Origin of the sequence: Roseburia sp. AF22-2LB (assembly GCF_003461125.1) — a bacterium.
Taxonomy (GTDB): Bacteria; Bacillota; Clostridia; order Lachnospirales; family Lachnospiraceae; genus Roseburia_C; species Roseburia_C amylophila.
The window spans coordinates 523,741-549,368 of record NZ_QTWM01000001.1 but is presented as its reverse complement, the minus strand read 5'-3'; the positions used below and the strand labels follow the sequence as shown (position 1 = coordinate 549,368).

The 25,628-nt window shown below is 41.7% G+C and carries 24 protein-coding genes; 2 read left to right on the top strand and 22 right to left on the bottom strand.

Translation table 11 applies throughout. The features are described from left to right. Positions 1 to 9 precede the first annotated feature (9 nt). The 14 genes from DWX96_RS02370 to DWX96_RS02310 all read right to left on the bottom strand — a co-directional run bounded on the left by DWX96_RS02370 (position 10) and on the right by DWX96_RS02310 (position 14,951). Complete coding sequence (locus DWX96_RS02370; protein WP_118056422.1) at positions 10 to 1,293, bottom strand: aminotransferase class I/II-fold pyridoxal phosphate-dependent enzyme; 1,284 nt, start codon at positions 1,291 to 1,293, stop codon at positions 10 to 12. 19 nt (positions 1,294 to 1,312) lie between these two features. Continuing rightward, positions 1,313 to 2,638 (bottom strand): replication-associated recombination protein A, encoded by a 1,326-nt coding sequence (locus DWX96_RS02365; RefSeq protein ID WP_022243922.1) that lies wholly within the window; start codon positions 2,636 to 2,638, stop codon positions 1,313 to 1,315. Between the two features lie 224 nt (positions 2,639 to 2,862). Beyond that, positions 2,863 to 3,558, bottom strand: a complete 696-nt coding sequence (locus DWX96_RS02360; protein ID WP_118056424.1) for a polysaccharide deacetylase family protein — start codon at positions 3,556 to 3,558, stop codon at positions 2,863 to 2,865. Between the two features lie 77 nt (positions 3,559 to 3,635). Then, positions 3,636 to 6,230: an ATP-dependent chaperone ClpB gene (gene clpB, locus DWX96_RS02355; protein ID WP_118056425.1), complete on the bottom strand. Its 2,595-nt coding sequence runs from the start codon at positions 6,228 to 6,230 to the stop codon at positions 3,636 to 3,638. A gap of 147 nt (positions 6,231 to 6,377) precedes the next feature. Beyond that, positions 6,378 to 7,958, bottom strand: a complete 1,581-nt coding sequence (locus DWX96_RS02350) for a spermidine synthase (protein ID WP_242988696.1) — start codon at positions 7,956 to 7,958, stop codon at positions 6,378 to 6,380. 11 nt (positions 7,959 to 7,969) lie between these two features. Continuing rightward, entirely contained in the window at positions 7,970 to 8,281 is a 312-nt protein-coding gene (locus tag DWX96_RS02345) for a hypothetical protein (protein ID WP_117697545.1), read from the bottom strand. Continuing rightward, positions 8,256 to 9,086 carry a metallophosphoesterase gene (locus DWX96_RS02340; RefSeq protein WP_118056426.1) on the bottom strand — a complete coding sequence of 277 codons (831 nt, stop codon included), beginning with the start codon at positions 9,084 to 9,086 and terminating at the stop codon, positions 8,256 to 8,258. Before DWX96_RS02340 ends, DWX96_RS02345 begins: the two co-directional genes overlap by 26 nt. Positions 9,087 to 9,145: 59 nt before the next feature. Then, positions 9,146 to 10,195, bottom strand: a complete 1,050-nt coding sequence (locus tag DWX96_RS02335; RefSeq protein WP_118056427.1) for a threonine aldolase family protein — start codon at positions 10,193 to 10,195, stop codon at positions 9,146 to 9,148. Positions 10,196 to 10,216: 21 nt separating this feature from the next. Then, on the bottom strand, positions 10,217 to 10,675 hold the full coding sequence (locus tag DWX96_RS14790; RefSeq protein WP_330416115.1) for a hypothetical protein: 459 nt from the start codon (positions 10,673 to 10,675) through the stop codon (positions 10,217 to 10,219). 61 nt (positions 10,676 to 10,736) lie between these two features. Continuing rightward, positions 10,737 to 11,108, bottom strand: a complete 372-nt coding sequence (locus DWX96_RS14785) for a hypothetical protein (protein ID WP_330408235.1) — start codon at positions 11,106 to 11,108, stop codon at positions 10,737 to 10,739. 82 nt (positions 11,109 to 11,190) lie between these two features. Continuing rightward, the gene (fucO, locus tag DWX96_RS02325; RefSeq protein ID WP_022243917.1) at positions 11,191 to 12,336 is read right to left on the bottom strand and encodes a lactaldehyde reductase; all 1,146 of its coding nucleotides are present in this window, start codon (positions 12,334 to 12,336) and stop codon (positions 11,191 to 11,193) included. Between the two features lie 144 nt (positions 12,337 to 12,480). Next, positions 12,481 to 13,050 (bottom strand): TetR/AcrR family transcriptional regulator C-terminal domain-containing protein, encoded by a 570-nt coding sequence (locus DWX96_RS02320; protein ID WP_242988694.1) that lies wholly within the window; start codon positions 13,048 to 13,050, stop codon positions 12,481 to 12,483. 82 nt (positions 13,051 to 13,132) lie between these two features. Beyond that, positions 13,133 to 14,461, bottom strand: coding sequence for an MATE family efflux transporter (locus DWX96_RS02315; protein WP_118082907.1), 1,329 nt, complete (start codon positions 14,459 to 14,461; stop codon positions 13,133 to 13,135). Between the two features lie 73 nt (positions 14,462 to 14,534). Next, positions 14,535 to 14,951, bottom strand: a complete 417-nt coding sequence (locus DWX96_RS02310) for a MarR family winged helix-turn-helix transcriptional regulator (protein ID WP_022243914.1) — start codon at positions 14,949 to 14,951, stop codon at positions 14,535 to 14,537. A 336-nt stretch (positions 14,952 to 15,287) separates the two neighbouring features. On the opposite strand from DWX96_RS02310, the gene hcp reads away from it, so the two are divergent. Next, complete coding sequence (gene hcp, locus DWX96_RS02305; protein ID WP_117946505.1) at positions 15,288 to 16,961, top strand: hydroxylamine reductase; 1,674 nt, start codon at positions 15,288 to 15,290, stop codon at positions 16,959 to 16,961. A 53-nt stretch (positions 16,962 to 17,014) separates the two neighbouring features. Here the strand turns inward: hcp and DWX96_RS02300 are convergent, their stop codons facing one another. From DWX96_RS02300 to DWX96_RS02265, 8 genes are all read right to left on the bottom strand, one after another. Further along, entirely contained in the window at positions 17,015 to 18,094 is a 1,080-nt protein-coding gene (locus DWX96_RS02300) for an HD-GYP domain-containing protein (protein ID WP_118056428.1), read from the bottom strand. A 15-nt stretch (positions 18,095 to 18,109) separates the two neighbouring features. Then, positions 18,110 to 18,679, bottom strand: coding sequence for a PilZ domain-containing protein (locus DWX96_RS02295; RefSeq protein WP_158561791.1), 570 nt, complete (start codon positions 18,677 to 18,679; stop codon positions 18,110 to 18,112). Between the two features lie 97 nt (positions 18,680 to 18,776). Then, on the bottom strand, positions 18,777 to 19,046 hold the full coding sequence (locus tag DWX96_RS02290; RefSeq protein ID WP_118056430.1) for a DUF1294 domain-containing protein: 270 nt from the start codon (positions 19,044 to 19,046) through the stop codon (positions 18,777 to 18,779). A gap of 624 nt (positions 19,047 to 19,670) precedes the next feature. Beyond that, positions 19,671 to 21,821: a protein translocase subunit SecDF gene (locus DWX96_RS02285; RefSeq protein WP_022244183.1), complete on the bottom strand. Its 2,151-nt coding sequence runs from the start codon at positions 21,819 to 21,821 to the stop codon at positions 19,671 to 19,673. 22 nt (positions 21,822 to 21,843) lie between these two features. Further along, positions 21,844 to 23,199, bottom strand: a complete 1,356-nt coding sequence (gene scfB / locus DWX96_RS02280) for a thioether cross-link-forming SCIFF peptide maturase (RefSeq protein ID WP_022244182.1) — start codon at positions 23,197 to 23,199, stop codon at positions 21,844 to 21,846. A 92-nt stretch (positions 23,200 to 23,291) separates the two neighbouring features. Continuing rightward, entirely contained in the window at positions 23,292 to 23,435 is a 144-nt protein-coding gene (gene scfA / locus DWX96_RS02275) for a six-cysteine ranthipeptide SCIFF (RefSeq protein WP_022244181.1), read from the bottom strand. A gap of 73 nt (positions 23,436 to 23,508) precedes the next feature. Next, complete coding sequence (locus DWX96_RS02270; protein WP_118056431.1) at positions 23,509 to 23,889, bottom strand: TIGR04086 family membrane protein; 381 nt, start codon at positions 23,887 to 23,889, stop codon at positions 23,509 to 23,511. Between the two features lie 146 nt (positions 23,890 to 24,035). Next, positions 24,036 to 24,971 carry a GNAT family N-acetyltransferase gene (locus DWX96_RS02265; protein ID WP_118056432.1) on the bottom strand — a complete coding sequence of 312 codons (936 nt, stop codon included), beginning with the start codon at positions 24,969 to 24,971 and terminating at the stop codon, positions 24,036 to 24,038. Positions 24,972 to 25,074: 103 nt separating this feature from the next. Here DWX96_RS02265 and DWX96_RS02260 point away from each other — a divergent pair, with 103 nt between their 5' ends. Beyond that, positions 25,075 to 25,596, top strand: a complete 522-nt coding sequence (locus DWX96_RS02260; protein ID WP_117840572.1) for a peptidylprolyl isomerase — start codon at positions 25,075 to 25,077, stop codon at positions 25,594 to 25,596. Positions 25,597 to 25,628 lie beyond the last annotated feature (32 nt).

The window sequence follows — 25,628 nt, the reverse complement described above, 5'->3', positions numbered from 1 at the left end:
TGATTCTTTCTATTCTGCAAGCAGTTTTTCTACGCTTGCAAGTTTGACGCAAAGTACAAAAATTTTAGTTGCTGTCTCAAGTTCTTCCATAGTCGGGAAGCTTGGTGCAATACGGATAACAGAATCCTCCGGGTCTTTTCCATAAGGGAAAGGTGCTCCTGCCGGTGTCATAACAACGCCTGCTTCTTTTGCTTTGGCAACAACACTCTTTGCACATCCCGGTAAAGTATTAAAGCAGATGAAGTATCCACCCTTCGGGCTAATCCAGGAACCGATTCCAAGCTCGCCTAATTCATCCTGCAATGTTCTTTCTACCATTTCAAACTTCGGACGCATAATTGCTGCCTGTTTCATCATATGTGCATTGATTCCGTCAATATTTTTGAAATAACGTACATGACGAAGCTGATTAATCTTATCATGTCCGATGGTCTGCATCGTAAACTGTTTTTCAATGAAGTCAAGGTTTGCCTTGGAAGTTACGATTGCTGCAATACCGCTTCCCGGGAAGCTTACCTTTGATGTAGAGCAGAATTCATATACCATATCCGGGTTGCCGGCTTTCTCACATTCGCTGATGATATCTAAAAGGTCATCCTGCTCATCTTCATAGAGATGATGTACTACATAGGCATTGTCCCAGTAAATACGGAAGTCTTCTGCTGCCGGCTTTAATGCTGCCATACGGCGGACGGTTTCATCGGAATAAGTGATTCCCTGAGGATTGGAATATTTTGGTACACACCAGATTCCTTTAATGGAATCATCGCTGCTTACCAGACGCTCTACCATATCCATATCCGGTCCTTCGGAAGTCATCGGTACATTTACCATTTCTACACCGAAAAATTCTGTTACTCCGAAATGACGGTCATAGCCCGGTACCGGACATAAGAATTTTACTTTATCCAGTTTGCACCATGGTGTACTTCCCATGACACCGTGGGTAAAGGAACGGGATACGGTATCGTACATAACATTTAAGCTGGAATTACCGTATACAAAAACATGGTCAGGTGTGCTTCCTACCATATCTGCAATTAATTTTCTTGCTTCCGGAATTCCTTTTAATTCTCCATAATTTCTACAGTCTGTACCATCTTCTGCAATTAATTCACTGCTGCTGTTTAATACATCCAGCATCGGCATAGCAAGGTCGAGCTGGGTTGCTGCCGGCTTTCCTCTTGCCATATTTAAAGAAAGCCCCATTCCCTTGTATTTTGCATATTCTTTTTCAAGGCCTTCCTTTACCTTATACAATTCTTCTTTTGACATTTCCTGATAAGACTGCATCTTATTCCTTCCTCCTGTATCATTCATCATTTTCTTTTAACCAGTGAAGCCACTGGGCGATTTCTTTTTCTTTTCCATTGTCGGTCGGCTCGTAAAATACCGAATCCGTCAGCCCGTCCGGAAGATACTGCTGTCTGACATAGTGGTGCGGGTAATCATGGGAATAAAGATAACCCAGACCATGTCCTAATTTTCCGGCGGATTTGTAATGTGCATCCTTTAAGTGATTTGGTATCGGTGCCGTTTTGGTATGTTCTACCACATCCATCGCCCGATTCAGTCCCATATAGGATGCATTACTCTTTGGGGCACTTGCCACATAGGCAACTGCTTCTGCAAGAATAATCTGTGCCTCCGGCATACCGATACGTTCTACTGCCTGTGCTGCAGAAACCGCTACATTCAATGCCATCGGGTCTGCTGTACCAACATCCTCTGCCGCGCTGATCATGATTCTTCTTGCGATGAAACGGATATCTTCTCCTGCATATAACATTCTTGCGAGGTAATAAAGGGCTGCATCCGGGTCTGTTCCACGGATACTTTTGATAAATGCAGAAATCGTATCATAATGATTATCGCCTGCCTTATCATATTTCACTACACGCTTCTGGATACATTCCTGTGCCACATCGATTGTAATATGGATAAGTCCGTCTTCGCTTCGTGGTGTGGTTAAGATTCCAAGTTCAATGGCGGTAAGGGCTGCCCTTGCATCTCCATTGGCTACATCTGCCATGAATTCCAGTGCATCCTCATCGATGACTGCCTGATATGCACCCATTCCTTTTTCCTTATCAGTAACTGCCCGCACCAAAAGCTTCTTAATATCTTCTTTTTCCAGTGCATGCAGTTCAAAAATAATGGAACGGGATAGTAAAGCTCCATTGACTTCAAAATATGGATTTTCCGTTGTGGCACCAATCAGGATAATCGTTCCGTCTTCTACAAAAGGCAGAAGGTAGTCCTGCTGTCCTTTATTAAAACGATGAATCTCGTCGATGAAAAGAATCGTTTTCTTTCCATACATTCCCTGATTGTTCTTTGCCTGCTGCACCACTTCCTCCATGTCCTTCTTTCCTGCAGATGTAGCATTCATCTGAAGGAATTCAGCACTGGTGGTATTGGCAATCACTTTTGCCAGCGTGGTCTTTCCGGTTCCCGGCGGTCCATAGAAAAGAATAGAACTTAACTTATCTGCTTTTATGGCACGATATAACAGCTTGTCCTTTCCGATAATATGTTCCTGCCCGACTACTTCGTCTAAGGTCGTGGGACGAAGTCTTGCCGCAAGGGGAGACTCTTTTTCCATATTCTGTTCCCGCATGTAATCAAATAAATCCATTTTTGCTCCTTGCATAATTTCAAAACGAATCTTGCATTTTTACTCTTATTTTTCTTCATTTTTATACTTTTTTGGTTTCAAAATGACATTTGAGCTTTAAAATAATTCATTTCATCCTAAGATACCATACCTTAATTTTCGTCTTTTGACAAGTCTATTCTGGTATTTTTTCTCGATTTTCCAGTGAAAACACACAAAAAAATCCATTGAAACATTCTTTTTTCTCAAGGTAACTCAAATATCAGCTTATCTACCGTTACAAATTCATAACCCTGTGCCTGCAGCCGGTCAATAATCTCAAATGCTGCCAGCATACTGCTGTCATAACCGTCATGTAATAAAATAATATCACCATCTTTGACATCCGTCATTACTTTATTGACGACTTTTTCCTTATTCTGTACCTCCCAGTCCCTCGGGTCTACATCCCAGAGCACCTCTATCATATTCATCTGACAGTCCAGATTCTTCTGGGTGCTTCCGAAAGGAGAACGCAAAAACTGCGGATATTCCCCGGTAATCTGATAAATGGCATCATTGGTCTTTCGAATCTGCTCACAGGCATCTTTCTTCGATAAGATGCCAAGGTTCACATGGGTATAGGAATGATTTCCTATGATATGCCCATCATCCTGAATTTTCTTTATCAAATCCGGATATGCCTCTGCTTTCTCTCCGATTACAAAAAAGGTTGCTTTGACATTGCGCTCCTCCAGCCCTTCCAGTAAATCTTTCGTACATTCCGGGCTTGGTCCATCGTCAAATGTCAATGCAACCTCTTTTATTCCACTTGTTTTCTTTATATTCATGCTCTCTGCATTTACCAGATGATTGACACGGATCCGACAGGCTCCGGCGGCAATTACCAATACCGCCAGTGCCAGATTCATCCATATCAATGCTTTTCGGATTCGACTCATTTTACACCGTTACTTTTCTGCTCTCCTGACAATATATGCAGCAACTGCATTTCTTATTATGTCAGGCTTGAACCATTTCAGGCGGTCGCCGGTTTTGCGCTTGCAGTCAGTTCTCCATCGGTAAGGTCGATAAGAATGGTATCTCCCTCTCTGACTTTATCTGCAAGAATCAATTTTGCTGCAAGCGTCTCCACATGTTTCTGCAGGAAACGTTTCAGCGGTCTTGCACCATATACCGGATCATAACCCTTCTCAGTAATATAATCCTCGGCAGCCTTGGTCAGTTCTACTTTCAGTTCACGGTCTGCAAGACGTTTATTCAAATCTGCCATCAGTAACTTAATAATGTTGCCGATGTTGTCTTTGGTCAGCGGCTTGAACATAATGATTTCATCCAGACGGTTTAAAAATTCCGGCCGGAAGTTACCCTTCAGTTCTTCCATGACAGCTTCTTCTGCTTCCGGACGAATCTCGCCATTTTCGTCAATGCCCTCCAACAGATGCATGGAGCCTAAGTTAGAAGTCATGATAATAATGGTATTCTTAAAGTCTACGGTACGCCCCTGGGAATCGGTAATTCGTCCGTCATCCAGTACCTGAAGCAGTACATTAAAGACATCCGGATGTGCTTTTTCCACCTCATCAAAGAGGACTACGGAATACGGTTTCCGGCGGACTGCCTCCGTCAGCTGACCACCTTCATCATAGCCTACATATCCAGGAGGTGCTCCAATCAGACGGGAGACGGAATATTTCTCCATATACTCGCTCATATCGAGACGGACCATATTGGATTCATCATCGAAAAGGCAGCTTGCTAATGCTTTGGCAAGCTCTGTCTTACCTACACCGGTTGGTCCTAAGAACAGGAAAGAACCGATTGGCTTGCTCGGGTCTTTGATTCCGGCTTTGGAACGGATGATTGCTTCTGTTACCTTGGTAACGCCCTCGTCCTGTCCAATGACACGTTTATGCAGTTCTTCATCAAGGTGCAGTGTCTTATTTCGTTCGCTCTCAGTCAGTTTTGCTACCGGGATTCCGGTCCAGCGGGAGATAATCTTTGCGATTTCTTCTTCGCTGACACTTTCATGTACCAGTGATAAATCTTCACCTTTGACTTTTTCTTCTTCAATTTCCAACTGCTGCTGTAACTGCGGCAGCTTACCATATTTTAATTCTGCCGCTTTATTTAAATCATAGCTCTGCTCTGCCTGCTGGATTTCATTTTTCAGGCTTTCCAAATCCTCACGCAGCTTCTGGACTTTCTCTACGGATTTCTTTTCATTGTCCCACTGTGCCTTCTTATTCTGGAACTCACTCCGAAGCTCCGCTAACTCTTTCTGTAAGTCTGCCAGACGCTCCTGGCTCAGACGGTCATCCTCTTTTTTCAATGCAGTCTCTTCAATCTCTAACTGCATGACACGACGGTTCAGTTCGTCTAACTCGGTCGGCATGGAATCAAGCTCTGTCTTAATCAGTGCACAGGCTTCATCCACCAGGTCAATTGCCTTATCCGGTAAGAACCGGTCTGAGATATAACGGTTCGAAAGCACTGCTGCGGAAACCAGTGCACTGTCGGTAATCTTTACTCCATGGAATACTTCATACCTCTCCTTTAATCCACGCAGGATAGAAATAGTATCTTCTACCGTTGGTTCGTCTACCATAACCGGCTGGAATCTTCGTTCCAATGCGGCATCCTTTTCAATGTATTCCCGGTACTCATCCAATGTGGTAGCACCGATACAATGCAGTTCTCCACGGGCAAGCATTGGTTTTAAAAGCTGTCCGGCATCCATGGCTCCATCGGTTTTTCCTGCACCGACAATGGTATGCAGCTCATCGATAAAGAGGATAATCTGTCCTTCGGATTTCTTTACTTCATCCAATACTGCTTTCAGACGTTCCTCAAATTCACCACGGTATTTTGCTCCGGCTACCAATGCACCCATATCCAGTGCAAAGAGCTTCTTATCCTTTAATCCTTCCGGAACATCACCACGTACAATCCGTTGTGCCAGTCCCTCTACAACTGCGGTTTTACCTACACCGGGTTCGCCAATCAGTACCGGATTGTTTTTCGTCTTACGGGACAAAATTCGCACTACATTCCGGATTTCTGCATCACGTCCGATGACCGGATCCAGCTTCTGGTCTCTCGCCCTCTCTACCATATCATAACCATATTTATTTAAGGTATCATAAGTAGCTTCCGGATTATCGGAGGTCACACGCTGGTTGCCACGCACCGTAGACAGTGCCTGCAGGAAACGGTCTCTTGTAATACCATATTCCTTAAAAATTTCCTTTAATGCAGGGTTCGGATATCTTAATAAGGATAAAAACAGATGCTCTACAGAAACATAATCATCTCCCATCTGCTTTGCCTCATCCTCTGCACTAATCAATACCTTATTCAATGCCTGGCCGACATAAACCTGGCCGCCGGACACCTTGGTTCTTGCTTCCAGATGGCGGATTGCATTGTCTACAAAATGCTCCTTCTGGATTTCCATTTTCTCAATCAGTTTTAAAATCAGTCCATCTTCCTGCTGCAGTAATGCCACTAAAAGATGTTCCTGCTCGATTTCCTGATTGCCATATTCATATGCTAATTTTTCGCAATCCTGGATTGCTTCCATTGACTTCTGTGTAAATTTCTGAATGTTCATATCTTTCACCTCATTTCCCACTGTGCTATGAACGAATTCCTGTTATTTCTGTTTCCAAGCATAAATATAGCACGCATTATTAGCACTGTCAAGAGGTGAGTGCTAAAATTTTCAGACAATTTTTGTTAATTACTATTTTTCTTATATTTAAAAGGAATTCAGCAGTCCTTTCAGCCCTTCCTCTTTATAAACTCCCTTATAATATGCAACTTCATCTTTTATCATCTCATCAATCACCTGCATTCCAAGAAGTTCCACCGGTGCCTTATCATCTGTAAGAATATAATCGCCCTTTTCATAGGAAACGGTATCTGCCAATACCTCTGTCATCATTCCCTTTAACTCCTGATTTTCAAGCTTGGAAATGTTGTTAGAAAGATTCTTTAAAATTTCTCCATTGTCGGATGCAAACAGTTCCCGGTTTGTAGAGCCTGCCACATCCACAGTATATTCTGTTCCAAATACACTTCCTATGGTGTCGGAAAGATACTGGTTAATATTTCCTTCTTTCTGCCCACGCATGTTCATATTCACCACCATTACGCCATTTTCATTTAAATGCTCTTTTACCAGCGTAAAAAATTCAACGGAAGACATCTGAAACGGAATCGTAATATCCTGATAAGCATCTACCATAATGACATCGTATTTCTTATCGGATGCATTTAAAAATGCTCTTCCATCATAAGTCGTTACCGGCACATCCTCCGAAAGTGAAAAATACTGTCTGGAAAGCTTTGTAATCTTCTCATCAATTTCAACACCTTCCACATTCATATCTCCAAAATATTTCCGGCACTGGGTTGCATAAGTACCGGTTCCCATTCCAAGAATCAGCACATCCATGTCTGATATTTCTTTGTCTTTTAACATAAGCGGTGCCGCCATGGCATAATCATAATACATACCGGTCAGTTCATCCTGCTTCATATACACAGACTGCACACCGAATAACACATTGGTGGATAAGGACACCTTGTCCTGATTTTCGTATACCTGAAGATAGTTATATACGGATTCCCCCTCATAGGTCAGATTATTTTCCCAGAATGCAAATGAGTCGGAATATCCAAACCCGCAGCACAGTGCAAATATCAGAATAGATGCAACTATTTTCTTCTTTCCGGTATGCGCATTGATAAAATATACGATGGATAATGCCAGTAAAATTCCCGCAAAGATAAGAAATGTAACGGATGTTCCTACTGCCGGAATTGTCACAAAGGTTGGGATAAAGGTTCCAATGATGCTTCCGATGGTGTTAAATGCCCCTAAGGTACCTACTGTCTTTCCGTTGTCATCTAAATTATCAACAGAATATTTTACCAGGGATGGTGTTACCGTTCCCAACAGAAACAGCGGAAATACGAAAATTACCATGCAGGCTGCAAAAGCTGCAATAATCAGGAAATTATTATTTACCGCAAAGATTAAAAGGGCTGATATTCCTATGATAATATATTTTCCCACTACCGGAATTAATGCAATCCAGATTGCGGCAATGATAATTCTTCCATACAGTTTATCCGGGTTCGGTGATTTGTCTGCCGTCCTTCCGCCATAAATATTTCCCAATGCCATGGCAATCATAATGGTTCCGATAATGATTGTCCAGACTATCTGGGAAGAACTAAAATATGGTGCAAGTAATCTGCTTGCGCCTAACTCTACTGCCATCACTGACATTCCTGCAAAAAATTCCGTCAAATACAAAAATAACTTTTTCATATACACCTCTTTTATTTTCCTTCAATATCAATCATAAGATACTCCGACTTACATCCCGTTTTAAACTTAATCGCCCAGTCGGAAATTCCTGATGTTACAATAAAATTCGTATTTTCTCTCTGCTCATATCCATAGACACGGTCATCCGGTGTCATTTTCGTAAGATTCTCAATGGTCATCAGCGGGAATAGCTGTCCACCGTGGGTATGTCCGGAAAGAACCAGATCCACATTGACATTCTGCTGCGCTGCATAATCCTGTGGCTGATGGTCTAATACAATGGAGAATTTATCCGGATCAAGGTTTGCCGTCAGTTCTTCCATTGTGGCTCTTTTTTTCTGCATATTCTTCGGATTTATCCTGTCTTCCTATTATATAGAATTTATCCGCAATCAGTTCTACCTCATCCTGCAGAACATGTACCTGATTTTTTTCTAATTTCACTATCAAATCATTTCCATCATAGCCCCGGTATTCCGGCGGATAATATCCTTTATCATGATTTCCAAAGACATAATATACACCATAAGTCGTATCAAGCTCTCCTAATGCTTTGCAGCAGGCTATCATATCTTCTTTTGTCGTATCATCATCCACAAAGTCTCCCACAATCAGAACCACATCCGGGTGCTGCTCCTCTATGGTTTTCATATGCTCGGCAAAGCCTTCCCCATGAAAAGTTGTCCCTACATGGGAATCTGCAAATACTGCCACCCGAAGGCTTCCTACTTCCTTATCCGTCTGAATCTGATAGTCCGTCTCCCATACATGATGTGCCAGATACCAGCCGCTTCCAAGATATCCTATGGTAAATACAAGTGCCACAGCTCCGGCATAATATCTTTTCAAAGATTTCTTCCGGCGTTTTTTTATCAGTGCAAAAATTCCGTCACTGATAAGCCAGAATATAATCAGATGCAGAATGCATACTATAGCATTCATCGAACCCCACGCTACCCAGAGTATTACGGTGATTCCACATACCAAAACCGCACTAATTAGGATGCGCAGCCACTTTTTTCCTTTTGTTATTTTATTCAGGAAACCAAATTTTCCAATCCGGTTTATCAGATAGATGATTCCTGCAAACGCACTGAAAAACAGTACTATCATTAGTATTGCCCACATCTTTTAAATCCTCATTCCATCCTTTTTATTCATTATCTGTTTATCCGTCTATCATTCATCTACTCATTTATCTGTTTAATCAATTTTATCAGCTCATCCACGTCTTCCATTGTCGTTGCCCAACTAGTTGCAAAACGAATTACCGTATGCGTCTCATCCTTTTTCTCCCAGAAGCTGAATTCAACTTTTTGCGCAAGCTTTTCCATAAATGCATTGTCTACCACACAAAATACCTGATTGGTGGGAGCATCCAGATAAAGTTCAATTCCATTTTCCTTTAAGCCTTCCCGAATCTTATCTGCCGCTGCAATTGCCGGCTCTCCGATATGCTCATACAAATCATTTTCAAATAAGACATCAAACTGGATGCCAAGTATCCGTCCCTTAGCAAGCAGTGCTCCATGCTGTTTTATAATGGTAAAGAAATGCGGAATAAGTCCTGGCTTCGGAAATACCACTGCCTCTCCAAACAATGCACCGCATTTTGTTCCTCCGATATAAAAGGCATCGCAGCATGCTGCAATATCTTCTAATGTCACATCATTCGCCGGGCATGCCAGTGCATAAGCCAGTCTTGCTCCATCTAAATAAAGTGGAATACCATTGCTGCGGCATACTTTACTTAATGCTTCTAATTCCTGCCGGTTATATAAGGTTCCATATTCTGTCGGCTGGGAAATGTATACCATTCCCGGCATCACCATATGATCACGGTTGCCATCCTCTTTAAATTTATTTAAGACTTCTTCCACCTTTTCTGCGCTGATTTTTCCATCTGTCTGCGGAATCGTCAACACCTTATGTCCACCCGCTTCAATAGCTCCTGCTTCATGGGAGCTGACATGTCCGGTCTCTGCCGCAATCACTCCCTGATAAGATGCTAACAGGGCCCCAATTACCGTGGCATTGGTCTGTGTTCCTCCCACCAGAAAATGCACCTCTGCCTCCGGTGCATTGCAGGCCTTCCGAATCTTTTCCCTTGCAGTTTCCGAATATTCATCCAGTCCGTATCCGGCACTTTTTATCAGATTTGTCTCCGCTAACTTCCTGAGAATTGCCGGATGAGCTCCTTCCATATAATCACTTGCAAACGCTAATTGTGCTGCCATTTTTCTTTTCCTCTCTCTATTCTATATTGACATAGATTCTTCTTCTATGATTTTTCCTACTTCCTCCGGTTTGATTTCCACAATCTCTGCTATCTGTTCTAAGGTATAGCCCTTCCTGTGCATATTGGTAATTACTTTTTTGTTTGTTTCTCTTAATGTCTTTTCTGCAGCCTTTTCTGCTGCTCTTTCTTCTATTCCTTCACTCAGATTACACATCAGGTTCACTTCCTCTCTCAATTCTTCACTTACCGGAATCTGATATTCCAGTTCTATCATATTTAATTTTTCTTCTGCTTCTATTTCATTTGACAAAAGTGTGCTTATCAGCCGATGCAGCTCATAGCGTTCCTCTCTTTTGGGAACTTCATTTGTTACACCAAGCAATACAATATTCAAAAGGTCTATATTTCCTTCCCAGTCATATTCATTTACGATATCTTCTTTCATCAGATGAATATAACTCATCGAATTCATATCCATATTCATGCAAATCCAGATACTAAATACCCGTTTTATGTCACCATAATCCGAATGCCAAAAATCACGTTCCTTTTGGGATGAAATAAGCCTGCTTACATAGAATATCGCCCGGTTCTATGGGCACAACACCAACCTGTGGTTCTCCTTCAATATACGGTATCACATCCTTGGGATTCATACCTTTAAATTCATCCACAGTATTCACCAAAATATGCGCCAGAATACTTTTTTGTCCTAAGAGTCTTTTGGCACATTCATCATATTGTGCCCGATTTCTTGCCGCTTTTACTGCATTTGTAATTTCGCTGTTCAGATTAATAGCCTCCTTTGTTTCCGATTCCTCTCTCAAACCCTTCACAAAGTATGCTCTATTGAATATCAATCCAATTTCATTATACGGTTCCATCCTATCAGACGCAAATAAATTTTTCATAAAGAACTCCCGAAACATCGTTTTTCCGATGCTCCGGGAGTCTGCTATCTTTTCTTCTATCATATATTGTCTAAGTTTCTGATTACATCAGTTTACGGAATAAAGCTTTCAAATCCTCTACATTTGTATCCTTTGGATTGCCCGGTGCACAGGCATCAGCAAAAGCGGATTCTGCAAGGAATTCTAAGTCTTCTTCCTTTAACGCCTCTAATTTTGTTGGAATTCCAACATCTACAGATAACTGCTGTACCGCATCAATGGCTGCCTTTCTGTATTCTTCTACAGACATGTCATCTACGCCTTTTACACCCATTGCTCTTGCAATCTCACGATATTTCTCACCAGTGCATTCTGCGTTGTATTCCATTACGATTGGAAGCATCATTGCACAGGCAACTCCATGTGGAGTATCATATACAGCACCTAATGTATGTGCCATGGAATGTGCAATTCCAAGTCCTACATTAGAAAATCCCATTCCTGCAATATACTGTCCTAATGCCATTCCTTCACGGCCTTCTTTTTCATTGGCAACTGCACTTCTTAAAGATCTGCTGATAATTTCAATCGCTTTCAAATGGAACATATCAGTCATTTCCCATGCAGCCTTTGTAGTATATCCTTCAATGGCATGTGTCAGTGCATCCATTCCGGTGGAAGCTGTCAGTCCCTTTGGCATAGATGACATCATCTCCGGGTCAATTACTGCGATAACCGGCATATCATGCGGGTCTACACATACAAATTTTCTCTTACGCTCTACATCTGTAATTACATAGTTAATGGTAACTTCTGCTGCAGTTCCGGCTGTTGTCGGTACAGCAATAATCGGAACACAAGGCTTCTTTGTCGGAGCTACACCCTCTAAGCTTCTGACATCCTCAAATTCCGGATTTGCAATAATGATACCAATTGCTTTTGATGTATCCATAGAAGAACCACCACCAATTGCAATGATATAATCTGCTTTTGATGCTTTAAATGCTTCCACACCATGCTGTACGTTCTGAATGGTAGGATTTGCCTTAATATCTGAATAGATTTCATAAGCAAGTCCTGCTTCATCCAATACATCGGTTACTTTGGATGTTACACCAAACTTAATCAAATCCGGGTCAGAACAGACAAATGCTTTCTTAAATGCTCTTGCCTTTGCCTCGTTTGCGATTTCTTTAATTGCTCCTGCGCCATGGTAGGAAGTCTCGTTTAACATAATTCTGTTTGCCATTTTATCTTCTCCTTTGTCCTTTATTGATACATCCATTTTACCAATGAAAAAGACAAATAAAAAGTTACAAAAAGGCAACTCTGTCACTTGATTTTTCAATATCTGTCATGGGCAAATTCCACTCTCAATCATCATCCGTCACCACTATATCATCTGCAATTTTTCAAATACTGCTTTCAGTTCCGCCGGCACCGCTTCCGTCAGTGCCTTTGCCAGTTCCCTCGGTGTAGTCTTCTTTCTTCCAAGCACCCACTGAATTGTCATATAAACTGAACCCTGGCAATACATTTCCAGAAGGAAATGAAGATGCTCCGATAATTTCTGTCCTGATTTCTTTTCTATCTTATCCGTATAAAACCGGGTAATCAGTTCAAAATCATGGTCTCTTAAGCAGTTCTGGCTGTCTGATTTAAATGCAGCCCGGAAAAATAATTTTTCCTGCTCAATATATTCAAATTTCTTTACCAGCCCCTCATATACCGTCTTTCCCTCTCCCATATGTTCAAAGGATTCTGCTAAAATTTTGTCAAAATACCAGTTTATCAGATCATATTTATCCTGAAAATGACGGTAAAATGTCTGTCTTGTAGTTCCGCTCAGTTCCACAAGCTGCCGCACTGTAATCCGTTCTATCGGCATCTTCGCCATACACTGCTTCATGGCATCTGCCAGCCGGTATTTCATCTGTTCTGCTTTCTGAACATTCTGCCCCATGCCTTCTCCTCCACTTACTCTGCCAATCTACTATCGTCAGCATAGCACCAACCTGTGAAAAAGGCAACCTGACCATTTTCGCCTATAAAGTTTTCCTGCGTTTCCAACGCCAGATTACAATAGAAAGGAGAACTGCCACATAATCCGTCAATGCCTGTCCGTAGATAACACCGTGCAGACCGAGCAATGCATTCAAGCCGTAAAGCACCGGAATCAAAAGTACGCCCTGTCTCAATATAGAAAGAATCGTTGCCGGAAGTGCATTTCCGGTAGACTGCATACAGTTCATATTCATAAATAAAATGCCAATGACCGGACCGGAAATCATATAAGCAATCAGCATTTCCACACCATAATTTATGACCTCTGTATCAGAAATAAACAGGCGGATAATCGGATCCCGGAAAAAGAAAAACAGTGCTGTCGCCAATACACCTACAATCAGACAGCATTTCTTCGTATAACGTTCCACTGCAAGAAAACGCTCCCTGTTCCCTGCACCGTAACTATAGCCTAATAACGGTTGTACTCCATTTGCCAGTCCCATCTGTAAAAATGTGATAAACATATTTGCCTTAAATACAATTCCAATAGCCGCTACCGGTGCATTTCCATATGCCACCAGAATCTGGTTTAAAATAATCGTAGAAATGCTCATCAATGCAGAAAAAATAGCTGTTGGAAGTCCTGCCGAGCATACCTGGGACAGAATTCTGTCCCCACATTTAAAATACCGGAATGCCATAGACATGTTCCTGCTCTTTCTACAGAAATACCAAAGATAATATACACTCGCCATTATATTTCCAATAGTCGTTGCAATGGCTGCGCCTGCTGCACCCATACCAAATCCACTGATAAATATCGGGTCTAAAATAATATTGGCCACGGTTCCTATCATACTTCCTGTCATAGCTTCCCGGCTGGCTCCGTCCGCACGCACAACAAAGCTTGCTGCCGCAGACCAGATAATAAACGGTGCACCATAAGAAATATATGTTGTGTATCCTTTCGCCAGTTCATAAGTATCTGCATCTGCTCCAAACAATTGTAAAACCGGCTGCATTCCAACCAGTAAAATTGCAGCAAAAACAATTCCCACGATAAGTGATGCATAGGTAATAAAAGAAGAAACCTGCTTTACTCTTTTTTCCTTCTTTTCGCCCAATGCCATAGATGCCGCTGCGCTTCCGCCCATACCAAACATATTGGCAAATGCCATGAATAATATAAAAATCGGATTCGTCAGACTGACTGCTGCCACCTGCAACGGATCCCCTGTCTGCCCTACGAAAAATGTATCCGCCATATTATAAACGACAGTAACCAGACTGCTGATGACACTTGGAATTGCCATCTTTGCTACTGCCTTCGAAACCTTCATGCTGCCCATTAATTCATTTTCGCCCATTGTAACCCTTCCTTTCTGCCGGTAAAATCTGCTTCCCAAAGACACTCATTGGCCTCTTGTAACTTTAAATTTCTCATTCCAGATTCCGAAGCATCTTCTCGGCAATTCTTAAAAATTCTTTTCTTTCTTCTTCCGTAATTCCCTGTAATAAAAGTTCTTCCGATTCCGTAATTTCCTTTCGCAGAATATGTTCAATCTTCCGCGCCTGTTCTGTAAAAACAATCTTCTTATATCTTCCATCCTCTGATTCCGGCACCCGGCAGATTAGTTCTGCCTGCTCAAGATTCTTTAAAGTCTCTGTTGCAGTAGACGGACGCAAGCCAAATTCTTCCTCAATCTCTTTCTGGTATACCGGATGGTTTTCTGATTCCACCAGAATATAATTTAAAATGTTACCCTTTGCTCCGCTGATTCCGATAGATTCCTGTATTTTCTTAGAACGTCTGCGAAGCCGGTTGGATATTTTATTAATTACCTTTCCTGTTTCCATGGCAAATCTGTTCCTTTCTTTAAACTTATTACTATTTCTAATTAGTTCGGTTCCTAAGTATTTTAGCCAGATTTTATTCCATTGTCAACTTTCTATTTTATCTACTCTATTTCTTCATGCATAATATTCCTTTTTCCGGCTCATGCTAATGCCGATATCTAAACTTTTCTTAGGCGATTGTGAAAAAGAACGTAAGAATTTATTTCAAAAATTTTAAATATAGAAGGGCATTGGAAGTAATTTGTGCTGAAATGCCCTTCTATAGTAAAAATTTTGAAAGAAAAATATATCTTTTCGCAATCGTCCAAAAAATTTTCTATAAAAGGAGATTATCGTATGGGAAATAACATGGATTTAAATTATGAAATGTTCTGCTATCAGTGTGAACAGACAGCCGGTGGCAAAGGCTGTACAAAGCTTGGCGTATGCGGAAAGACACCGGAAATTGCCAACCTGCAGGATTTACTTATTTTTCAGATAAAGGGAATCAGCTGCTACGGAAAAGTGCTGGTGGAGCAGGGACAACATATGGACAAATCGATTGTAAGCTTTATTGAAAATGTACTTTTTACGACACTTACCAATGTAAATTTTGATGCAGATGTACATGTGGCACTGCTCCGGCAATCACAGCAAATCAAAGAAGAACTTCACAATTTGGTAGGTGAAATTTCGAATTCCACACTCCATGCCACCTATCATCTGCCGGATTCAAAAACGGATATGTTAAAGGATGCTCCTATGGCGGGCATTATGTATGACAAATCCTTAGACCCAGACATCCGCTCCCTCCGTCAGACTATTCTCTACGGTTTAAAAGGTATCAGTGCCTATGGTCATCAGGCAAGAGAATTAGGTTACTTCAGTGATGAAGTGGATGACTTTTATATACTGGCATTAGAAGCCATTACCGATGACCGGCTGACTGTCGAAGACCTGATCCGTCTGACCATGCGTACCGGTGAAATGGCTATTGAAGTCATGAAAAAACTGGACGATGCCAATACCACTATTTATGGCAATCCTTCCCCGCATAAGGTAAATGTTACTATTAAAAAAGGGCCATTTATCATTGTCTCCGGCCACGACTTAAAGGATTTGGAAATGCTGTTGAAGCAGACGGAAGGCACCGGCATCAACATCTATACCCATGGTGAAATGCTGCCCTGCCACGGTTATGATGGACTGAAAAAATATTCTCATCTTGTAGGTAACTTCGGTGGAGCCTGGCAGGATCAGCAGAAACAGTTTGACAACATTCCCGGCTGTATCCTGATGACCACCAACTGCCTGATGCGCCCGAGAGATTCCTACAAAGACAGGATTTACAGCACAAATGTAGTGGGCTGGGATGGTGTGAAACATGTCGGTCGGAAAGAAAATGGAGACAAAGATTTCAGTGAAATCATAAAACAGGCAATTGAACTTGGCGGTTTTCAGGAAGACCAGCCGGCAAAAGAGATTCTGGTAGGTTTCGGACACCACGCTGCCTTAAGCTATGCCCCACAGCTTGTGGAAGCTGTTAAAAGCGGACAAATCCGCCATTTCTTCCTTATCGGCGGCTGTGACGGTGCCCGTCCGGGTCGAAATTACTACACTGACTTTGCCCAGATGGTTCCAACTGACTGTATGATTCTGACGCTTGCCTGCGGCAAATACCGTTTCAACAAACTGGATTTTGGTGAAGTAGCAGGGCTTCCACGCCTTTTAGATGTGGGACAGTGTAATGATGTCTACTCTGCCATCCGCATTGCTACTGCACTTGCAGATGCTTTTGAAACGGACGTAAACGGACTTCCACTGTCACTGATTATATCCTGGTATGAACAGAAAGCGGTTGCTGACCTGCTTGCCCTTTTAAGCCTTGGCATTCATGATATTTATTTAGGTCCAACGCTTCCTGCCTTCATCAGTCCAAATGTGCTGCAGTATCTTACCGATACCTTCCACCTGAAACCAATCAGCAATGCTTCCGATGATATCAAAACCTGTCTGAAACAGAGCCTGTAAATAAAAACCTCCTTACCAGTTTTCTGGTAAAGAGGTTTTTATTTATGCAAAATCTATTTTCCTGTCTGATTTGCAATGCAGACGCAATACCATTTATCATCTGTCTGACTGACATCATGATTACAGTTGATAATCGGATGATTCAGGTCATTTGGTGGAATGTAACGTACCACACCGATTCTTCCATCGGACATCTGTACCTTTACGTCCCGGTAATTTTCCACCATATTTTTCACAAATAAGTCTACCAGGCGTTCATCCAGTCCCGGAAATTCGCCCTTTTTAAATTTCTCCAACACATCAAAAGGAATCATGGATTCCTTATAACTTCTCTGGGAAATCATGGCATCATACACATCGGAAATGGCAGTAATCCTTGCCAGCAGAGAAATCTCATCTCCTGCAATCTGATCCGGATAACCCTTTCCATCCAGCCGCTCATGATGATGTCTTGCCGCTAACCGGATATCTTCATCTACATTATCCCAAAGCAACTCATATGAATAAACGGGATGAGCTTTTATGATTTCAAATTCTTCTTCCGTAAGTCTTCTCGGTGCATTTAAGATTTCTTCCGGTATCTTCGTCTTTCCGATATCGTGCACTAATCCGGCGCATACCAGCTTTTTAATCACCGGTTCCGGAAGCTTCAGCCACTGCCCGATAACACCATTGGTAAATGCTACGTTCAGGGAATGGCGCTGCAAATTCTCATCCATCTCTCTCGGTGCATCAATACACTGAAATATTTTAGGAAAATCCAATACCTTAATCTTAGTAAAAATATCCTTTGTAACAGTCTCCGTTACTTCCATATTAATTTCGGAAGCATTTCTGGTTACAGAAAAAATACTGTCTACATCGTTTTTTAATGCTGTATAGCCGACTGCTTCTTCGTATACTCTCTGCAATGCAGCTCTTGGTGCTTTTCCACTGTTGAGAATTTCCTGATAAGTTTCCTCGCTGGTTGTAATATATCCACCACGTTCAAACTTGGAAAGTTTATCTAACCGGTCCTGTGTCAGGACTTCGCCCCGTTTCAAAAGTAGCACCGAACCTCTGTCATTATAAATATCTCCGGAAAGTTCCAGGCCTTCCCATAAAAAATCAATTGGAATTTTTCTAAGTCTCATTCTGTCACTCCGCCCTTATATATTCCTGTCACGAATCATCATGCAGCCATACTCTTCTGTCTTAAGATTTGCATTCTGTATCCGGACAATCCGATATGTCTTCTGTAACATTGTATCTCCAAGTTTCACGCAAATCCGCAGTTCCATTCCAACTGTCCCGCTTCCTGCCATTGTCTGAATCAGAATTCCATTTCCACTGATATTACAGGTTTCCATTTCAATTGGCTTCTGCAATTCAATTAATGTTCCATCCACAATAACAGATTCTATATATCCCTTTTCTTTTAAGGGATAACGGGCATGCTTCCGCTTCTCACCATTCTTACTCCTGCCCAGCTCGATTTCTACTTCATTGGCAATTATAACCTTCCGAAGATTACCGGTAGCTTCTACCAGGCTCCCATTCGGTCCAAATATGATAACCGTCACTGCATGCTCCATCCGGTTGTCCAGGCTTCCTGCACTAACCTTTACTACTTTACGGATCGGATCATAAGATTTAATTCTTGTATCTAATACCCTCTTCCCGCCGGCAATTTCCTTTACAATAATCCGGCAGCCATTTAACTCCATCATTCCTGCCATAATTTGCATTTCTCCCTGATACTGTTGTTCACCTATTATCCATATCTCATTTCTGTTTGATATATTTTATCACGCCTATCCCGGTTTGAAAATATTTTTACCAAAAATAATAGTATAAAACCAGTTGCACAATCAGTATAAATGGCATTCCTATTACAAAGTACCAATGTTTTGTCTTATGACGGAACAGATACATACCTGCCCATGTCCCAATGCTTCCTCCCAGTATGCTTACCAGAAATAATGTTTTTTCCGGAATACGCCATTTATGACAGATGGCTCTGCGTTTATCTATTCCCATGACGGATAGCCCGACAATATTTGCAATTATTGCATATGTAATTGCTATTTTCTGAATTGTAGTCATTCTTTTCTCCTTTTTCAAATATTAATTTTTGGCAATTGCAAACGGAAATAATCTTTGCTGGAAAATATTACGGAGATTTACAGCGGATTATCTTTATCCGTTATGAAATGCCAGCAGTTCTTAGAATGCGTGTTTTTCTTGCATATAAACTGTCTTTCCGGTTGCTTTGACTGAATAGCTGCACTGTCCGTCGAGAACAGATGCCGCATAACGCCTGCAAGGGGCACAGGGAATTTCGGCATAATTATACTTTCATCTGGCAACCGGCACAAATTCACGTCCATGTTCAAATGTGCCTCGCTGGTACATCCCTGTACCAGCGTTGCCTGTTGCCAGATGAAATTCCCAGTGCCCCTAACAGCCCTTATCAGGCATCTGTACTTCGACGAACCGTGTAGCTATTCTGGCAAACATTGGAAAGACTGTTTTCATAACCAAAAGAAAAACACGCATTTTAGAACTGTGGTATTTCATAACGAAAGATAATCTGCTGCGAATCAACGTAATATTATTGTAACAAATCTCTTCTATCCTTTTGCAATCCCCGGATATTAATTTTTAAACAACGCCCAAATGTAAAAATCCCCTCTTCCAAATCAGAAGAGGGGAAACCATTTCTGTTACTTATGCATTCTTCTTTGCAAAGCGTGTTTTGAATACAAACCACAGCTCTGTTGCAATACAGATAGAAGAATAAGTTCCGCTCACAATACCTACCATAAGAGGAAGTGAGAAATCTTTAATGGATGCAACTCCAAGGATATAAAGCAGGAATACCATTACAAAGGTTGTAATTGAAGTATTTAAGCTTCGTGAAATTGTCTGGGAAATGGAGCGGTCAGCTATTTCGGTTAAGCTTTCCTTATCCACATTTCTTACCAGATGCATATTCTCACGGATTCGGTCAAAGATAACGATGGTATCATTGATGGAATATCCGATGATTGTCAGCATTACTGCAATAAATGTGCTTCCTACAGACAGCCGCAGCAGAGAGTAACAGGTTAAAATAACCAGTACATCATGAATAAGTGCTAAAATAGCAGAGGTTGCAAAACGAATGTCTTTAAACCGGAACCAGATATAAACCAGCATACAGATTGTTGCAATTACTACTGCCCAGACTGCATCTTTTGTCATTTCACCACTGATAGTGGAACTGATATTAGTAGAGGAAACAGTTGAAGTATCTACACCAAGATTTTCTTCTAATGTAGTATTTAACTGCTCTCTTTCGTCCAAATCAAGGCTTCTGGTCTTAAATACAACCTGTGTACTTCCTTCTACCTTCTGAGCCTGTACACTGGAATCTCCAGTCACATCCTCAATCAGAGGAATTACTTCAGAATCTAATTCTGCAAGAGTATAATCTTTACCCATATCTACGGTTGTAGATGTACCACCGACAAATTCAAGGCTTAAGTTCAATGCGCCCTTGCCATTGGCTTTGTTTACGCCCATTCCCACAAATCCGGCAATGATAATTACTGCTGAAATAATAAAGAATACGTGGCGTTTTGCAATAAAATGCATTGGACGGCGGTCTTTCTGTCTTCCATAGAATTTTGCATCACGGAAACCAATTACATACAGTCCATGTAATACCAGTCTTGTTACAACCAGTGCAGTAAACATAGATAATACGATACCGATTGCCAGTGTATAAGCAAATCCTTTTACGAAACCGCTTCCCTTAAATGCCAGCACTGCTGCAGCAATCAGGGTGGTGATATTTCCGTCTAAAATTGCAGATAACGCTTTCTGGAATCCGGTCTTAATCGCTGTCGAAACAGTCTTGCCGGATGCAATTTCTTCCCTGATACGGGCGAAGATAATAACATTTGCATCTACCGCCATACCAATGGAAAGGATGATACCTGCGATACCCGGAAGGGTAAGTGTAATTTCAAAAAGATAAATAACTGCAACTACCATTGTAGTATAAATTCCAAGTGCTATGGTTGCTGCCACACCTGAAATCCAGTAGTAAGCAATCATGAATACCGCAATCAGGGCAAGACCGATTGCTGCTGCCTTTAATGCCGTTGAAATTGCTTCTGTACCAAGCTGTGCTGCTACTATCTGGGACTGTAACTCAGATAACTCTAAGGAAAGAGAACCGATACGGATGTTAGAAGCTAAAGTCTCTGCTTCTTCATAGGAACTCATTCCATCGATTACTGCGCTTCCGCCGGTAATTGCTTCTTTTACACGAGGAGTACTGATTGCCTCATCATCATATACAATTGGGCAGACCTTTCCAACATTGGCAGTGGTTGCATCTGCAAATTTCTGTGCGCCTTCATCGGTAAGTGTAAGCTGGACCACATACTGCTTGTTGCCAAGGTTATCCTGCTGTGTTGCAGCCTGTGCATCCTTTACATCATTACCGGTCATGTAAACATTTCCGTCCGGATCCCGGAACTCTAAGGAACCCGGTTTTCCAAGTTCGTCCAGAATCTTGTTGGCATCCTTTACTCCTGGAATTTCAACGGTGATACGGTCATCACCTTCCTGATATACAGATGCTTCTGTACTGTAGCCTTCCACACGCTTCTGAAGCTTGTAAATAGTATCCTTCATCTGCTCGGAAGTCGGATTCTCGGATTCCACCTGATATGTGATGCTGACACCACCTGCCAGATCCAATCCAAGCTTAATGTTCTTATCTTCACCTTTTCCGGTTGAAGATAAGATGATAGACGCATAATACGACAGTCCTGCTAAAACCAAGAGAACTGCAAGTAATATGGCTACGCCCTTACTTTTCTTCATTTTCTTCTTCCTTTCTCCTGACTTAAATTTCCGCCTCTGCGGCTTTTATCATAATTGCGCATTCCACACGTTTCTTCTGCAATGCACAACCAATGTCATAGGTATTATGAATATCACCATGGAAATTATAAGAGTTCGCTGCACATCCACCGCTACAGTAGAATCTTGCAAAACACTCTCTGCATTTTTCCTTGGAATAAACATTACAGCTCTTAAAGGAATCCCGGATATCGGTACGTTTTAAGCCTTCAAAAACATTTCCCATCAGGAAATCTTCATTTCCAACAAACTGGTGACATGGATACAAGTCTCCCCAAGGTGTTACTGCCAGATACTCGGTTCCGGAACCACATCCGGAAAGTCTCTTGGCAACACAAGGACCGCCCTCCAAATCAATCATAAAATGGAAGAAGTTGAATGCTTTTCCCTCTTTTTTCCGTTTTACCATCTCTTTTGCCAGTGCATCATATTCTGCAAAAAGCTGTGGCAGGTCTTCCTCACGGATGGCATAATCATCTGTCTCCTGTGCCACAACCGGCTCTACGGAAATCTGCTTAAACCCAAGGTCTGCCAGATGCAGTACATCCTTGGAAAAATCTAAATTATGATGGGTATAGGTTCCACGCACGTAGTAGCGTTCCTGATTTCTGCTGTCTGCAAATTTCTGGAATTTCGGAACAATCACATCATAGCTTCCCTGACCACCACGGAACGGACGCATATAATCATTGACTTCTTTTCTTCCGTCAATACTTAATACAACATTGTCCATCTCTTTATTAGCGAACTCCATAATATCATCATTTAAAAGAACGCCATTTGTGGTCAGTGTAAACCGGAAATTCTTATTATGTATTTTTTCCTGCTCTCTTCCATATGCTACCAAATCTTTTACCACCTGGAAGTTTAAGGTAGGTTCTCCACCGAAGAAGTCCACCTCTAAGTTCCGGCGGTTGCCGGAATTGGCAATCAGGAAATCCAATGCAGCTTTTCCTACTTCATAGGACATTAACGCACGTCTGCCGTGATATTCTCCCTCTTCTGCAAAACAGTATCTGCAGGCAAGGTTACAATCATGGGCAATATGCAGACACAGTGCTTTTACTACAGTAGGACGCTTTGTTACATCACCGATGTATTCTTCATAATCATCCGGTGTGAACAAATCTCCGTTCTTCTGCAATTCCTCTATCTCTTCAATTGCTTCTTTTATCTCCGCCTCATCATAGGTCTTATTCAGTCTCTGTATGATTTCTTCACGGCTTGTCTCTTCCCACAATGCAATGACATCATAGGTTAAGTCATCCACAATATGGATGGCGCCGCTGTTTACATCCAGGACAATATTATAGCCGTTGTTTTTATACTGGTGAACCACTACAATATTTCCTCACTTTCTTACAACATTATAACGACCGTCCGCGCAGGCGTACGGTCGTTTCGTTCGTTCTCAATCTGAACTTCTGGTAATTATTTGCAATGCTCGCAAGTCTGGTTTCCTACAGTACAGGAAGTCTTGCATGCTGACTGACAAGATGTCTGGCACTCGCCGCATCCGCCCTTCTTTACTGTATTCTGTAACTTTCTTGTATTCAGGGTCTTAATATGTTTCATCTCGTTATCTCCTTTCGAAAAAATACCTCTAGTTAGTATAACACATAGTCTTTCATAAGAAAAGCACTTTTTTTCAACTGAGCATTCCGCCCACAGTTCCCGAAGCAGTGCATAAAATCAGTGTTGTAAGGATGTGCTGCATCCCGGAATCCAGTCCCTTTTTCAATATCAGGGACACAATGAGCAGCACCGTAAAATACAAAAGCCCCATCAAGGCTCCCCACAGATATTTCCGGCTCTTCTTAATCTTTCCAATGATGAAGCCGCCGACAAATCCCACTACAATATAGCTTATGATAATGCTGATATTTACCGCAGCTTCGCTTAATTCCATTTTATATAAGACTGCCGCCAGAATAAAAAGCAGTATTCCCGTCAGAATATACATGACCAGCAACACTTTGCCCATTGTCGTAAAAAGATTTCCTTTTCCTGCCACCTTCTCTTTTCCCATATATCCTCCATCCATCTTCGTACCTTGCGTCTGTATCCGTAACTTATTTTTTATATCATGTTCCGGATACATTTTCGCTTTGTACTATATATGAAAAAAAGATTTATATTATGTATAAAAATGTCTCCTACCGTTTAACTTTCCAATCACGGATAAAAATACCAGAAATGCCGGAATATTTTTCCATCCTGTTTTATCTTCTCTGTTTCCTGAAAGCCAAGTTTATGAAGCAGTCCCAACGATGCTTCATTCCCCGGCTCCACCAGACAGTCAATTCTTCGAAATTCAAGATTATTTTTTACCCATGCCATGATTGCCTGACAGACCTCATATGCATAACCCTGCCTCTGGTATTCCGGTGCAATGACATAGCCCATCTCGATAATTTCTTCGTCAAGCAGTTTGCGATAGTCGATCCCGGCTCTTCCAATCAGTTGATGGGTGTCTTTTCCCTTTACCAGCCACATGCCATATCCATAGTAGCCATACATATTTTCAATGTATGCTCTCTGGTACTCCTCCTCTTCCTGCCTTTCGTAAAGGGGCTCGATATAATCGGAGATTCCCTTCTTATTATATAAATCAAATAAATCGTCCATGTCATCTAACGTAATCTCTCTCAGATAGCACCGCTTTGTCTCTAGTATCCGCCACGGCAGGTGATGCTTCCGCTGAAATGTCCGAAGTAAAAATTCTGTGTCCACTTCTTCCAGTCCAAGAAGCAGCATATCCACATTGCTTAAAGGCATCTGTTTTGAAAAATCCGGTACTTCATAGCCAATGATGGTAAGCTGGTCTGAGTCTGAGTCTGAGTCTGCATCTGCATCCTTTTTCGCCCATGCCACTTCTTCCGGTTCTGTTGCAAGCAGCATACATTCCTCCGGCTTTACATGATGTCCGCTCAGGAAAAATGTGATATCTTTTTCCATATCAGCATCTGTAAAAAGAAGTTCCACTTTTTTCTGCTCTGACAGTTCTTTTTGCAGGCGGCTTAATGCATGTTTCTCTTCTTCAGAAAGTTTTTCTTCTAATGTTTCTTTTCGTATGATACAGTTCCAGTTTACAGTATTCCAGTGACACATATTTCCTTCTCTCTTTCTTTACAAAAAAGCCTTTTTCCGCTATAGTAGAACTACATTCTGTTATGCAGGATGAATTCAATGAACAGAAATGAGGTATCTTACAATGGCTCAGAATCCTATTATTACATTTGAAATGGAAAACGGAGATATTATGAAAGCGGAATTATATCCGCAGGTTGCTCCTAACACAGTAAATAACTTTATCAGCCTTGTCAACAAGGGATTTTATGATGGACTTATCTTCCATCGTGTCATCAACGGTTTTATGATTCAGGGTGGTGACCCGGAAGGAACCGGAATGGGCGGTCCAGGATATGGTATCAAGGGTGAATTTGCACAGAACGGCTTTGCCAATGACTTAAAGCATTCTGCAGGCGTTCTTTCCATGGCTCGTTCCATGATGCCAAACTCTGCCGGCTCCCAGTTCTTTATCATGCATAAGGATGCTCCACACTTAGATGGTGCTTACGCTGCTTTCGGTAAAATCATCGAAGGCATGGATGTGGTAAATAAAATCGCAGAAGTTGCAACCGACTACAGCGACCGTCCAATGGAAGACCAACGAATGAAAACCGTTACCGTAGAAACCTTTGGTGTTGATTACGACGAACCGGAAACCGTATAATTCCAAGCTCAACAGCCGTATCCGTGTATACA